The organism is Spirulina sp. LEGE 11439 (assembly GCF_059821285.1).
Genome location: NZ_JCAMRX010000088.1, coordinates 4,006 through 15,597, shown reverse-complemented (window position 1 = coordinate 15,597; position 11,592 = coordinate 4,006). Strand labels below are relative to the sequence as shown.

Genomic DNA, 11,592 nt, shown 5'->3' with positions numbered 1-11,592 from the left:
CATTAAAAAAGCATACATTTTTTTAGCAAATCATTCTGATTTATATAGCTGGAACACCAAAACAAAGAAATGGAATCATGTAGCCTCTTCTCCTCCTTCCGACAGTATTTCGATGATTGAAAAAGACTATCCTCTGTGCAAAACCTGTGGCGGTACCGGCATCAAAAACACTGCATTGAGCGACGCACCCGATCCGGAAGATTGTCCTCACTGCAGTGGCAGCCGTGGGCAAGCCTAATTGTTCTCGATCACAAGCACTTCGAGACCCGCTCATGGTTCACAGACTATCGCGGGAAATTAGTCATTCATGCCGCGAAAAAGAAAGGCGATCGCCCTAAAAATAATGAAAGAAAAAAGCTATGAAGTGTACGACCCCTACACAGGAACAGTTCACTTTACCGTCAAAGACCCCGATAAAGCATTACTACTAGCCCAGCCCCATGCTTATCAAGTCCGAGTTGCTTCATCGTCTAAGGAGAAAAAGAATCATGAGAGATTATAGATTTATCAACTTTTGGGGAATGAAAATTGAGATAGGCTGCATTATCTCTTTTGTTTATCCATTTAAGTTTAGTGTTGGAATTCGTGTTTTTAGTGTAGATAACACCATAACGATTTTTGATGCTTATCGCCCCAACTACAAACAGCCTATCTTATTTATCGTTCTAGCTGTCTTGGCAGGTGCTTCTTTAACTCGAACACGAAGTTATCACCCAATTCGCCAATATAATTGGCGATTAAATTTTTTAGATTACAACGCTTTAGACCATATATGTTGGCTTAGCGAAGCATGGGGACATTCTATTGATGATAATTTTATTTCCACCGATTGAACAAATGACAACAGTTAAAGCACTATCACTCTGGCAGCCGTGGGCAAGCCTAATCCTTCTCGGTCACAAGCATTTCGAGACCCGCTCATGGTTCACAGACTATCGCGGGAAATTAGTCATCCATGCCGCGAAAAAGAAAGTCAATTGCCCCAGTGACATCCTGCTTATAAATCAACTCCAAAAATGGGAGCTATCAATTTTAGAGGAGAACTACGGTATAAACCTCGATATTAATTCACTGCCATACGGAAAAGCGATCGCCGTTTGCGATTTAGTCGATTGCATCCCTATGACACTTGAATTCATAGAGCGTCAAACCGATTTAGAACTTGATTGCGGGGATTGGCAGCCCGGTCGCTGGGCGTGGAAGTTAGAGGATGTCCGTGCGATCGATCCTCCCATCGAAATGAGAGGACATCAAAGACTCTGGAACGTTGACACATCCAAACTGTTTTAGACACATTCTCTAATCATTCCGTCCCTATTCCGTCCCCATCGTAATGAATATTTCCACGTTGCTTGAACTCCCTGATGGGAAATTTGAGAAATGTGAGCGAGCGACCCTTTCCAAGCGCAAGGGGTCAATCCGCTTGCGCATTTCTCACAATTACAGAGATTACAGCCTGACTATCAAAGGAGGCTTAACTAAAGATGCCTTAAAAGCTGCTTATTCCTTGGCTAATATCATCAATGGAGACTTAGCTTTTAACCAATTCGATACAACTTTGCAGAAATACGACCCAGATCGCGCTATAAAGACTAATTTTATAAAGAAAAAGAAACAGCCCACACTAAGAGAAATTTGGGAATATTACAAAGAAGCTAAAAAACATAAAAGTGCAGCATCAACCCAAATATATTCATGGAAAGAAATTGACCGATTACTGGATGCTCTCCCACCAAAACAATTAGAATTATCCGAATTAGAGAACCTTGGTCAAAACTGCTTAAAAATACGTGCCTTATCAACGACACACCGAGCCTTTCAGTTTTTGAACGCGGCGATCGCTCTCTACACGGGAGAAAATAAAGAATTAAAAAGCCAACTCCCACCAGAGCCAGACCCCCCGATAGAATGGTTTGAACCGAACGAAATTAAATTTATCTTGCAAGCATTCAAAGATAATCGTTATTGTGATGATAAAAGTCGATACACTCACAGCTTTTATTATCCTTATGTAGCGTTTTTAGCACACACTGGATGCCGTCCCGAGGAAGCGTTAGCACTGACTTGGGGCGACATATCATGGAATGGCGATCGCACTCAGTGTAAGGCAAGAATAGAGAAAGCTTATACCAAAAGAGTATTGCTTCCCCATACAAAAAATTATAAAATTCGGACTATTTCACTCTCACCAACACTAATCAAAATATTAAAAGAAATTAGTTACAAAGATTATCATAAAAAGAAGTTGATTTTTCCGGGGTATAAAGGAGGCTACTTGGATCACCATAATTTTCGAACAAGACAATGGCAGCCGATCCTTGATGGACTGACAAGGCACCAACTTATCCACAAATATCTCAAGCCATATTGCTTAAGGCATAGCTACGTCACAAATATGCACCATGAGGCTGAAGTCTCCTTAGTAAAAATTGCCCGCCTAATCGGGGACAAAGTTGAGACAGTCATCCGAAAATATACCGGGCTGAAAGAAATCGATCCGGCCAATGTCCCCGATCTTTATTGAAAAATGGCTGCGATCGCGGTCTGATTCCGTCCCTATTCCGTCCTCGCTCTCAAAAAAAGAGAAATTTTGAAGGAAATAAAACCGCCAAAGCATTGACAAACAAGGAAAGCAGACACAGATCGATAAAAAGAGGCAATCTTGCCTTACAAGCAGGATGTCACTGGTTCGAGCCCAGTACCGCCCATTCTCAAATTTCCCAATTTACACCCAGATCATTTTTTAGAAATGAGTTAAACTCATCGATCGCAGCTTTAGGAACATCCCCCAATCTCGCTACCAGTTCGCGCAAGTTTTTCTGTAACAGCCCGTTGGGTGCGATCGCTTCTGGGATAAAAAGCAAGCGCCCATTAACAATCTCTCTCACCTCCTCAAATTCTCTTCGGGCTTGTTGCCTTTCAGCATTTTTGCCAAGCTGATAAAGTTGGGATTGAGAGGCATTGAGCAGAAAGCGATCGGGATGGAAATTAGAGGAGAAAGTATCGCTTTCAGGTTCTTGCTGAGATTCTACATATTCCTTGTGAAGGTTCTCCGCTTCATTCAGAAATGCTTCCCCGTCTTTCCAAGGGATATCCCCCGCACTTAGCTGAGTTTTGCCGTCAAACATCGAAAATTGTCCGGTTTGAGAATTGTAATATCTGGTTCTTATTCCCTCGGGCAATTTGGGGAATTTGCGATCGAGAAGAAATTGAGCAGGAAAAGCAAAATTGTTTAAAGCGATTGTGTCGTCCGTTTGAGAAATCATGTTGCTACTCCTAGAAAAATTAAATAGGGCAAGGCTATATCGGGATCGAGAACATTAAAAGGTTGACCGCCGCCTTCGTAACTTAGCGTCCCCCATTCGATATGCCCTGTGCTCGTCCAGTTCATTGAAATACCAGTCGATACCCGTGCCCCATTTGTGCGCTTTTGTTTATGGGAGTGGATTGTCATTTCGCTATTAGTGAGCATGTGCCTCTCTTCCCCGTTTCGATCGCCGATCGCCCTATTGCTCAATCCCGATCCCTTCCCCGCACAAGTAATCTTACGCCCTTTGATTTCAGGAAAGTCGATCGCATCCCCATTAGCCCATTGAGTTTGCGTTCCTCCCCATGCGAGATAAAGTTGCTCGAGGCGATCGTCTGGCAAATCGGCATTACTGGAGGCACTGCCAATCGTGCCGGCAAAAATATCACATCTCAACCAGAGCCAGCCATTTCGAGACACGATTGGCGTGTTGGGTAAGGTATTATTGAATGTCTGAACGACATCCCCCGGGGCTAAAGGAGTAGTAAGAGTAGTGATCGCTTCTTCTACTCTCTCGTTTACTAGCGCTGCTATTTTGGCCTCAATTAATTTATTAATATCTTGTTCGCAAGGGAAAAAGAAACCTTCAGGAGTTTGCTTGTTGAGTCCTCTGAGTTGTAATTTGCGACCCCCTTCTACACACCCTAATTGACCAACCCTCATACGAGATAAATCAAAAGACATTCCCCAAGTTCTCAGTAATTGAAACATCAATCTCCCCTCCTTAATAATTCCTTGATTTTATCGTTAGCCCAATAGGGTTCACTCTCAGCCCACAAAGGAATCTTTGCTTGTTTCACTAAGTATTGATTGCCATCAACATGTTGCTTTCCTTTATCTCGTTCGATATTAGAAATAAATTGTTGTTGATTCCTTATCGTAAAATAATTTGGATAAACGCGAGTAGTCTCCTTATATTGCTTTTGCCCTTGAATACGAACCCCGAACCGTTTTTCTTCTTTAATATCAAGAGTTAGTAGTTCCCCATCTGATAATTTTGCACAAGCCAGCAATCTTTGTTCGGCCTCTCCTTTCGTTCCACCATGACAAACAATTTTTCCAAGCCCCTCGTTTAACTGTAAATTAGCTTGCGCTCTAAATCGTCCCCAAAGATAACCGTTTTTTCCTCCAACGGCTGCTTTTATCGTTGCCCAGTTTAACAAACTTCTTTTCGGAGATAATATTTTAATTTGCGCCCTTTGAAAGGGATTGTGTGTAGTATCTTCATTTTCTTTTGAAGCAGTTTTCAGGTTTTTTCTCCCTCTCTGACTGGGTTTTTCTGCGCCGCTTAAATGAATGGTTAGAGATAAGGGGGTTGGTTTTCGGCGTAAGTAATCTCCCGCCGGCTCTCCAACAATCTGTCCAATATCTTTTAGCTCTATTATTTGATAGTTGGCTAAAACAAGGGTGATAATTGGTTTAAGGTATTCTTCCCGCCCATTTAAAACTATTTTTCCTTCCATTTTTTGGTAAAATAAATATATAAAGTGCTGAGGTAACAGAAAAATTTAGCCATAAACAATATCATATAAGCGTAGATTTTTCCTTTGAAGTCAACCTTTTTTCTCTTCATCTTCTTAATTGAATTTCAACTGTTCTCTCTGGACCCGCCGATGCAGCGATCGCTTGTTGTTGATTGGCATAAAAGCCCTCAATGCTGTTAACAACAACAAACCCCGCCTCTGTACAGGCTTCTGCAAACTCTTCTCGAGCCTCTTCTAAAAAATTCGCAATGAATTGATTATCAATGCTTTCGATGTACTCATCCCATTTTAACGCTAAACTCCAAGGTTTGCGCTCTTTATCTTGGATATTTTTTCCTAAATTCAACTCGAGAGCTTTTCGAGCGCTGGCATAGATTTTCAAAAAAGCAATTCGAGTATAAGAGCGTGTCGTTTCTTGCACTACAGTTTTTAAAGTTCCCGCTATTTCCTGAAAAGCTTCTCGTCCCACTTCCTCTAGAACCCAAGCGCCTAAAGCCGGGTTAAAGGCACTAATTGCCATACCGGGTAAAGCGCCGCAAAAAGCCCATCCTAATGACTGCCCTGTCAGGGCTCCAAGGTTGGCGCCTAATTGATTCCATGCTGCCTTGGCTTCTTGTTCGATTTCTGCTTCCGTTATGTTCCAATTAAAATTCCAGATAAAGCCCGCCGCGTTCGTAACTAAGCTCCAAAGCCCGGATAGAGTAAACCCCACAATTCCAGCTATTTTCTTAATCCCCCCCCAAAGCCATTTTATGGCTCCTGAAATACCTCCTGATGAGGGTTGGATTGCGCTTTTGAAAGGGGCAATTCTTCTCACGCCTCCCTGAACGACACGAGAGCGCGCGAGCCGGCTACCTAAACTGGCAATAGTACGGACAAAAGGCATTAATCATCTCCCGTTTCAGGATTTTCGGAAATATCTGTGATTTTCGGTCGGTTCGCGAAGGTTGCCCCCCAAGGATTGGTCGATTGAGTCGCACGAGGCAAGTTGCTAAAACCTCTCTCTGCATTGTTTAACCAAGTTGTAAAATCCTCTTTTTTATCTTTTTCTTTATTGTTGATAGATTGCTTGTTCCTGACCAGATTTTGACAAATATTCCACGCTGTTTTGCCCGGATCTACACCAGACCTAGCCCAAAAAACAGCCCGAATTATTGCCGTCCCGTGACGAATATCTAACAAGTCATCTTGTAAAGTTTCTTTTTTATTGGGTTTGTATTCTACTACAGACGTTTGTAATTCATAAGGCTCCAAAAATTGGGCGGGATCGTTTCCTGATTCAGGATTAAATAAAAGTGGGAATGCTTCTTTTCTTGTTTTTGTTCCAATACCAGACCATTCTAGCAAAGTTTCAACCATTTTATAGGTCTGATAATCTTGCTGAAGATTTTGCCCTCCTTGGATTAAGGTACGAGATCCCATGCTTGTAGATAGCTCTGTGTTAATCCAAGTATTGAATAAAAGCCCATACATCTCTGCTATTGCTTCAGCTAAATTAAAGAGCCGCTTTTTCTCGACTTGATTTCCTCCTGTAGTTGGATCGGAATCTTCAATCTCTATGGGGATATTCCATTCCCCAAAGAGTTCATCGATCCTTTCCAATAAATATCCTTGAAAATCACTAAGATTATCGATCTTAATATTACCGGGCAAGGGATTCTCAGGAGTGCTTATTAAAGTTTCAGGGACTTCAAATATCCCATCACCAATAGCTTTTTTAATTGTATCTATGTCTCCGAGTTTATTGTTTATTTCATCTAATTTTTCGAGGATCGCGCGTTGGTTGCGAGGAGAAGGGCAAGAACAAGGCATAGGTTGTGATCTCCCTATGGGAGGAGGAAAAGGGTAAGGAGGAGGAACGGGATAGTAAGGCTCTTTTTGGCAACGAGAAAAAGGATAAATTTTTACAATAGAATGTAAAGCACCTTGAGTCAAAGCATAATCAAAATAGCCGATCCAGCTTGATTTAGAAGCAACAGCCATCCCCCCTACAGTAACGCGAAAAATCTGAAAGGGAAGCCCAAGATAATCCCCGTACCCGGGTTTACCGGGGTAGTAACTTGCTTGAAGACTTAAACTAGATTCCTTCATCGCTGAAGCTATATTTGATGAGCTTCCTCCTTCATCCCATGTCCAAGTTTTCGTGCAAGTAATGTATAGATCGTAGGTTGTTCGATCGTTCGGATTATAGAAATTTTGCTGGCAAGTAAAACCAGAAAATGAGGATCTTAAATTATCTGAAGTTCTAAAGTAATCAACAGATGTAAAAACGTGCAGCAGTTCATCATCGGCATAAGCATCTAACATATCTTTCCCGCGCCAATCCCTAATATTTTCAGGTAAGGGATAATTTGGTTCTGGAAGAGTTTTTGCTCGCCTACATTCTTCTTTTCGCAAAACTAATTGATATTGCGGCCCCGATAAGGAAAAGGGACCTATTCCGAGGCTGGGATTGAAAGAAATTCCAATATTACACTCGTCAGCAATAAATTCATAAGTATCAGCCCCGCCAAAAGCATCGCCAATACTAGCGAGATCGGCGAAATTAGGACTGAAAAGTTTACAGTTCGGGGAATTTGGCCATCGGTTGCAGTCGTTCGGATGAGCGGGTTCATGGGTCGGAGTCCCGTAAAAACCCCAACCGATAGGAGCTAAATCTTCCTGTACTTTCCCTCTCTCAGGAAATTGCAAACGCCGATCGCGATCATTAGCCGGCCTCGGTTCTCTTCGCATGGTTGGCCGCCGATGAGGTCGTGAGGGGTCTTTATGCAAGTTAATTCCGTCCCCGGGTTCTTGTCGCCAAGGGATAAAAGGGCGATCGCGCCCCCCCCGTTGTTGTTTGAACATTTTAACCATAGACCCTGCGACCTCCTGCATCAGGTCGGTATCTCACCCAATAAGGTCCCTTGGGATCGTTTGAGAGCCTTGAGTATCGATGCTCCCAGAAAAGCCTCTCCCACTCAGAAGGCGTAGGATAAGGCATCTCAAACCCTTCAGGATGGGGGAATTCTATATGATCGCGCCCGTCTCTCAGTTTTCCTTGCATAAACAGAGTATTTCCGATCTAATAGTACCACATTACCAAAAAACATTACAATCGCTTTTGTTATTCCTCGGAAAAAACATATTTCAAATCGATCGCGAAAAAGCTATAAGTTTGGCCCGAGTTATCATTATCAATGAGTCTGAGGTAACATAAACCCCCAGAATGCTCGGAAGTGTCAATACCAGCCCATTTCCAAGAATTTGTATCTTCACCAATCAACTCAGCTAAATCTTTTTCAATTAATAAATTATCATTAGCTTGGTTGATAATTTGGATTTTTTTAAGGTCTCCATTTGTTGCCCCTCCTCCATACATAAATAAATTTAATTTATTCCTCAAAAACCAAAATCCTGTCGCGGCTGAACCTGCTAAATTAGGAGAGCTTCTGAACTCGTAACTGTTTAGATTCCATGCCGGATCGCGACTGAGAATTTGCCCTTCTGTTATCGAATGAACTAAATCAGGCTCATTGCTAGACCCATTACTGGAGTCAGACAAAATTACATATTCTTCAACGTAATTGCCATCAAACATGACGAAATCATCCCCAGACAAAAAACCGGGGAGTCCTTTAATTCTAAATCCTATTTTTGCCCCTTGACCAAGTTCATAGATTAAGTTAGCTGTCAGATAATCATAGAGGTTATATTGCTGATAAGGAACGCCCTCCCAATTAATTAAACTGATTCGCGCTTTGTGCAGCCATTTATTATTAGCAATATCCCATTTTAATAACTCGAGTTCTTTGCGATTGTGGGTCCACTCAGATGAGATCGCTTTAGTTAAAGCTGCCGTATCGCTATCCGTATTTTTAATATTGGGATGAGGCGTTTCGGGCAAGGACGGCATCTCAACCGTTGCCGAGAGGTTTTTGATGTAAAGATTCTTCACTGCATGGATGGTTTCCGATTTATTCTTCAAATCGGTCAGCAACGGGTCTACGTCAGGTTCATTAGCGATGAGAGTCAAAATGTCGCCTTGACTCGAACTATCCAACTTTGCTGTGAGATCGCGAGTGACGGTGTAGGCAATTCTTTCCACTTTACAATTCGTAATATTTTGCGGACGCTGTAGGGATTTAATTTTGCAACCTATTATAGATTGAAAAATTAATGTATAGCAAATTGCCTGATTTTATTTGGCAAGAGAATATCTGTGAGCCTTGCATGCCGGTGACTTTTCGCGCTATCAATGGGGAATAGTCATAGCTGAGGTTCGAGAATGCCAGATATCACAAAAGAAGAATTAGTTGATGCGCTTCCAGATGGGTCGATTAAAAATTATTGGCAGGCAGCCCCAAATTTTCCAGCCGATGCAGAAGCAGCTGAGTTTTTTGCAATCACACAAACGGCTCTTTGGAAAGCAGCAACAATTAAAAATGGAACATTGAATACAGGAGAGCAAATTGCTGCCTACCCTGCTCCCACCTATAGCGCTGTCAGTATTGATGCAGAAACTGGTTTGGAAACGGTCGTAAAAACCTGTCAGGTTTTGTCTCGTGTGCCCCTTGACCCGGCTATGTCTACGGCTGAGATTCAATAAGTTTTTGACCTTAGTCAAAAGTCAAAAGTTAAAATTCAAAGAAAATGGCGTTAAATTTTCAAAAAGGCAATAGGATATATTGGCTTATCTACCACGAAATTAAGCGAGCGGGGGATAATGTCAAGCAAGCTGGGCTTTTCTCTTGTAGTGAGGGTCTCGCGAAATGGCTCGATCTCGCAATCAATAATCAACTAAGCCTTACGGATAGCTTGATTACTGTTGCGGCGCACGAACGAACAACTTCTCGGATTGATGGAGATCCCGCAACAACGGGGGTTATTCAAGTTGCGGAACATCAACGGCAAAGAGGGCGAAAAATTGGAAATCGAGGCGGACAAACCGTGAAGATCGTAACAACTAAAGCGATCGCAAACTCGAAAAATAAATCAAACAAAAATCCGACTCATCAAGGTTCGTTCAATTTCCCGAGCTTTGCGAGTACGATTGATATTTCCGATATGCTTGCTACTATTATTCCTAGTGAAAAAAGGTCGGGGGCTACTGCCAAAATGAACCCCTATTACATAATGCCCTCTGGCAATCAATACGGCATTATGACTACGGCTCAGGCTGACGCATTAACAGGAATTCAAGGCGGTGCAGAAACACCTGATAGCCCGGCAGCTTTATTAGCGATTCAGCAAAAATTAGAGGGAGCGAATCCTTAGATAAATGCCCGCTCCTCTCCCTCTTTTTATCCCTTTGGGGACGATCGCCCCTTCATTCAATTGGGTTGAATTTCCCAATCCTAGTACAAATGGAGGGGTGTATCGTCTTCATTTTCTTCCGGTTGATAATGAAGAAATTGATTCTAAATTTCACCTTTTATTGCGGAGAAAATGGGGCGTACAGGCTCAAGGGCCGGGTTCAACAGTTGAACGAGCAGAATTTTTTTATCCTAAAGATGAAAAAATTATTTTTACTAATTTCCCAGAACCCTTTTTTGTGAGTTATTACGAACATTCAAGATGGGAAGCAATGCTAGGGGTTAGAAGATACCCCAAAGTAATAAATTTCGAGATTTTTTTAGAGGAAATCGAAAGCGATCCTTATTATCTCAATGGTGAAGTTATTGTAAATCCTTGAAGAAGAATTAATTATTAAAAAAATGGTTCAGTTTCTTGCTAACTGGGGGACAGAGATACTGGTTGCTCTAGGCTCTATTTTTACCACATCAATCGGTTATCTGGTTGCAAGGGATAAGGATAGAAATCAATTTATCTTAGCCGCAATTAAAGAGATTAATGATGAAAACAAGGGAGATAAAGAGTATTTATCGGATAGAGTTGATTTTTTGCAAAAAGAAATTGATTTCTTGAAAACCAGCCGCTTTGATTGCGAAAAATCAAAGACTCTATTAGAGGCAAAGTATGAGGGATTGAAAAAAGAAATCGATTTTGTAGTAGCCTCTTATGGTAATCCAGAGGCTATCAAGGTGCTGTACAATTTGCAAAAGAAATCAAAAGGCAAATACTTTCAACATGCGGACATTGGGGAGATTTACAAGAAGCTCATCCCCTCCGAGTCCTAGGATAAAAGATGTAACTCCTGAATCGGAACAGCGATCGCACTCAACCAATCCTCAGCCTGCACAAGAGGTTTATCTCCTGATTCAAGGCTGACGACTGTGACATAGAGCAATTTTTCTCCTGACTGCCAAATAACGCGATCGCCTTCTTTGACCAATCGCCCGGGGTAATAGTTGCAGGGATGAGGATAGTATTTGGGGAATTTTGCCTTAATATTGGAACTGCTAACCACCTCGATTACTTCACCAATTCCCCAGTCCTCCGGGGAACGGTCGTAAAGGTTTAGAACGCGATCGCCTATCTTGAATCGGTTCTCTGGCACTGATACCGGTTTGGCCTCGTCTTGTTCCCATTGTTTGAACAACTGCTGTTTCTCTGGAGAAACGTGAACCCATATTCTCTTGACTGAATCTTCATCGAAGCTCTCTTTGATTCCCCAGTCTTTCAGCTCCTCCAACGATTCACAAAGTTCTAAAATTTCGGCAATTTCTCGGGCTTCCTCCTCCGATACCTTTTCTAATGGGGCAAGTTGGCGATCGGTCTCTTTTAATCCCTGAATAGTATTATCTGCAAGGCTTTCGCTGGTTGGAAGCATTGGCGATTGTATTGGCGATCGTTGACGATCGTTGACGATCGTTGACGATCGCCCACGATCGTCAATGATATTTTGGGCATTGGCGATCG

Annotated in this window: 17 protein-coding genes and 1 tRNA gene; 11 read left to right on the top strand and 7 right to left on the bottom strand. The window is 42.1% G+C overall.

The genetic code is table 11. The annotated features are described in order from the left end of the window. The 7 genes from AC6RV6_RS29170 to AC6RV6_RS29140 all read left to right on the top strand — a co-directional run. Window positions 1–238, top strand: a 238-nt coding sequence (locus tag AC6RV6_RS29170) for a hypothetical protein (RefSeq protein WP_500244386.1), incomplete at its 5' end; no start/stop codon positions are given. Further along, a complete protein-coding gene (locus AC6RV6_RS29165; RefSeq protein ID WP_500244384.1) occupies window positions 136–363 on the top strand; it encodes an ASCH domain-containing protein in 228 nt (75 codons plus the stop codon). The genes AC6RV6_RS29170 and AC6RV6_RS29165, both read left to right, overlap by 103 nt. Beyond that, window positions 308–502, top strand: coding sequence for a hypothetical protein (locus AC6RV6_RS29160; protein WP_500244385.1), 195 nt, complete (start codon window positions 308–310; stop codon window positions 500–502). The genes AC6RV6_RS29165 and AC6RV6_RS29160 overlap by 56 nt, the downstream gene beginning before the upstream one ends. After that, entirely contained in the window at window positions 489–833 is a 345-nt protein-coding gene (locus AC6RV6_RS29155; RefSeq protein WP_500244383.1) for a hypothetical protein, read from the top strand. The genes AC6RV6_RS29160 and AC6RV6_RS29155 overlap by 14 nt, the downstream gene beginning before the upstream one ends. Window positions 834–837: 4 nt before the next feature. Continuing rightward, window positions 838–1,290 carry an ASCH domain-containing protein gene (locus tag AC6RV6_RS29150; RefSeq protein ID WP_500244382.1) on the top strand — a complete coding sequence of 151 codons (453 nt, stop codon included), beginning with the start codon at window positions 838–840 and terminating at the stop codon, window positions 1,288–1,290. A 43-nt stretch (window positions 1,291–1,333) separates the two neighbouring features. Continuing rightward, window positions 1,334–2,524, top strand: a complete 1,191-nt coding sequence (locus AC6RV6_RS29145) for a tyrosine-type recombinase/integrase (RefSeq protein WP_500244381.1) — start codon at window positions 1,334–1,336, stop codon at window positions 2,522–2,524. Between the two features lie 116 nt (window positions 2,525–2,640). After that, window positions 2,641–2,708, top strand: a tRNA-OTHER gene (locus AC6RV6_RS29140). A 3-nt stretch (window positions 2,709–2,711) separates the two neighbouring features. On the opposite strand, the gene AC6RV6_RS29135 is transcribed toward AC6RV6_RS29140, so the two are convergent. The 6 genes from AC6RV6_RS29135 to AC6RV6_RS29110 form a co-directional block, all read right to left on the bottom strand. Beyond that, window positions 2,712–3,266 (bottom strand): hypothetical protein, encoded by a 555-nt coding sequence (locus tag AC6RV6_RS29135; protein WP_500244380.1) that lies wholly within the window; start codon window positions 3,264–3,266, stop codon window positions 2,712–2,714. Then, the gene (locus AC6RV6_RS29130; RefSeq protein WP_500244379.1) at window positions 3,263–4,018 is read right to left on the bottom strand and encodes a hypothetical protein; all 756 of its coding nucleotides are present in this window, start codon (window positions 4,016–4,018) and stop codon (window positions 3,263–3,265) included. Before AC6RV6_RS29130 ends, AC6RV6_RS29135 begins: the two co-directional genes overlap by 4 nt. Continuing rightward, a complete protein-coding gene (locus tag AC6RV6_RS29125) occupies window positions 4,018–4,770 on the bottom strand; it encodes a hypothetical protein (RefSeq protein ID WP_500244378.1) in 753 nt (250 codons plus the stop codon). Before AC6RV6_RS29125 ends, AC6RV6_RS29130 begins: the two co-directional genes overlap by 1 nt. Before the next feature lie 106 nt (window positions 4,771–4,876). Beyond that, window positions 4,877–5,677, bottom strand: a complete 801-nt coding sequence (locus AC6RV6_RS29120) for a hypothetical protein (protein ID WP_500244377.1) — start codon at window positions 5,675–5,677, stop codon at window positions 4,877–4,879. Further along, entirely contained in the window at window positions 5,677–7,638 is a 1,962-nt protein-coding gene (locus tag AC6RV6_RS29115) for a hypothetical protein (RefSeq protein ID WP_500244376.1), read from the bottom strand. Before AC6RV6_RS29115 ends, AC6RV6_RS29120 begins: the two co-directional genes overlap by 1 nt. A gap of 259 nt (window positions 7,639–7,897) precedes the next feature. Beyond that, the gene (locus tag AC6RV6_RS29110) at window positions 7,898–8,878 is read right to left on the bottom strand and encodes a hypothetical protein (protein WP_500244375.1); all 981 of its coding nucleotides are present in this window, start codon (window positions 8,876–8,878) and stop codon (window positions 7,898–7,900) included. Between the two features lie 180 nt (window positions 8,879–9,058). Between AC6RV6_RS29110 and AC6RV6_RS29105 the strand changes: the two genes are divergently transcribed. Genes AC6RV6_RS29105 through AC6RV6_RS29090 form a run of 4 tightly spaced genes read left to right on the top strand, consistent with a single transcriptional unit; the run spans window position 9,059 to window position 10,910 of the window. Continuing rightward, window positions 9,059–9,379 (top strand): hypothetical protein, encoded by a 321-nt coding sequence (locus AC6RV6_RS29105; RefSeq protein ID WP_500244374.1) that lies wholly within the window; start codon window positions 9,059–9,061, stop codon window positions 9,377–9,379. A 44-nt stretch (window positions 9,380–9,423) separates the two neighbouring features. Next, on the top strand, window positions 9,424–10,047 hold the full coding sequence (locus AC6RV6_RS29100; RefSeq protein ID WP_500244373.1) for a hypothetical protein: 624 nt from the start codon (window positions 9,424–9,426) through the stop codon (window positions 10,045–10,047). A 4-nt stretch (window positions 10,048–10,051) separates the two neighbouring features. Then, complete coding sequence (locus tag AC6RV6_RS29095) at window positions 10,052–10,465, top strand: hypothetical protein (RefSeq protein ID WP_500244372.1); 414 nt, start codon at window positions 10,052–10,054, stop codon at window positions 10,463–10,465. A 22-nt stretch (window positions 10,466–10,487) separates the two neighbouring features. Beyond that, window positions 10,488–10,910 carry a hypothetical protein gene (locus AC6RV6_RS29090; RefSeq protein ID WP_500244371.1) on the top strand — a complete coding sequence of 141 codons (423 nt, stop codon included), beginning with the start codon at window positions 10,488–10,490 and terminating at the stop codon, window positions 10,908–10,910. On the opposite strand, the gene AC6RV6_RS29085 is transcribed toward AC6RV6_RS29090, so the two are convergent. Further along, on the bottom strand, window positions 10,907–11,592 hold a 686-nt coding region (locus AC6RV6_RS29085), incomplete at its 5' end, for a hypothetical protein (RefSeq protein ID WP_500244370.1). The genes AC6RV6_RS29090 and AC6RV6_RS29085 overlap by 4 nt on opposite strands.

Excerpts from the sequence above, each read along its gene's own strand:
- AC6RV6_RS29160 (WP_500244385.1), top strand. The coding sequence starts at position 308 with ATGCCGCGAAAAAGAAAGGCGATCGCCCTAAAAATAATGAAAGAAAAA.
- AC6RV6_RS29155 (WP_500244383.1), top strand. The coding sequence starts at position 489 with ATGAGAGATTATAGATTTATCAACTTTTGGGGAATGAAAATTGAGATA.
- AC6RV6_RS29150 (WP_500244382.1), top strand. The coding sequence starts at position 838 with ATGACAACAGTTAAAGCACTATCACTCTGGCAGCCGTGGGCAAGCCTA.
- AC6RV6_RS29145 (WP_500244381.1), top strand. The coding sequence starts at position 1,334 with ATGAATATTTCCACGTTGCTTGAACTCCCTGATGGGAAATTTGAGAAA.
- AC6RV6_RS29135 (WP_500244380.1), bottom strand. The coding sequence starts at position 3,266 with ATGATTTCTCAAACGGACGACACAATCGCTTTAAACAATTTTGCTTTT.
- AC6RV6_RS29130 (WP_500244379.1), bottom strand. The coding sequence starts at position 4,018 with ATGTTTCAATTACTGAGAACTTGGGGAATGTCTTTTGATTTATCTCGT.
- AC6RV6_RS29125 (WP_500244378.1), bottom strand. The coding sequence starts at position 4,770 with ATGGAAGGAAAAATAGTTTTAAATGGGCGGGAAGAATACCTTAAACCA.
- AC6RV6_RS29120 (WP_500244377.1), bottom strand. The coding sequence starts at position 5,677 with ATGCCTTTTGTCCGTACTATTGCCAGTTTAGGTAGCCGGCTCGCGCGC.
- AC6RV6_RS29115 (WP_500244376.1), bottom strand. The coding sequence starts at position 7,638 with ATGTTCAAACAACAACGGGGGGGGCGCGATCGCCCTTTTATCCCTTGG.
- AC6RV6_RS29105 (WP_500244374.1), top strand. The coding sequence starts at position 9,059 with ATGCCAGATATCACAAAAGAAGAATTAGTTGATGCGCTTCCAGATGGG.
- AC6RV6_RS29100 (WP_500244373.1), top strand. The coding sequence starts at position 9,424 with ATGGCGTTAAATTTTCAAAAAGGCAATAGGATATATTGGCTTATCTAC.
- AC6RV6_RS29095 (WP_500244372.1), top strand. The coding sequence starts at position 10,052 with ATGCCCGCTCCTCTCCCTCTTTTTATCCCTTTGGGGACGATCGCCCCT.
- AC6RV6_RS29090 (WP_500244371.1), top strand. The coding sequence starts at position 10,488 with ATGGTTCAGTTTCTTGCTAACTGGGGGACAGAGATACTGGTTGCTCTA.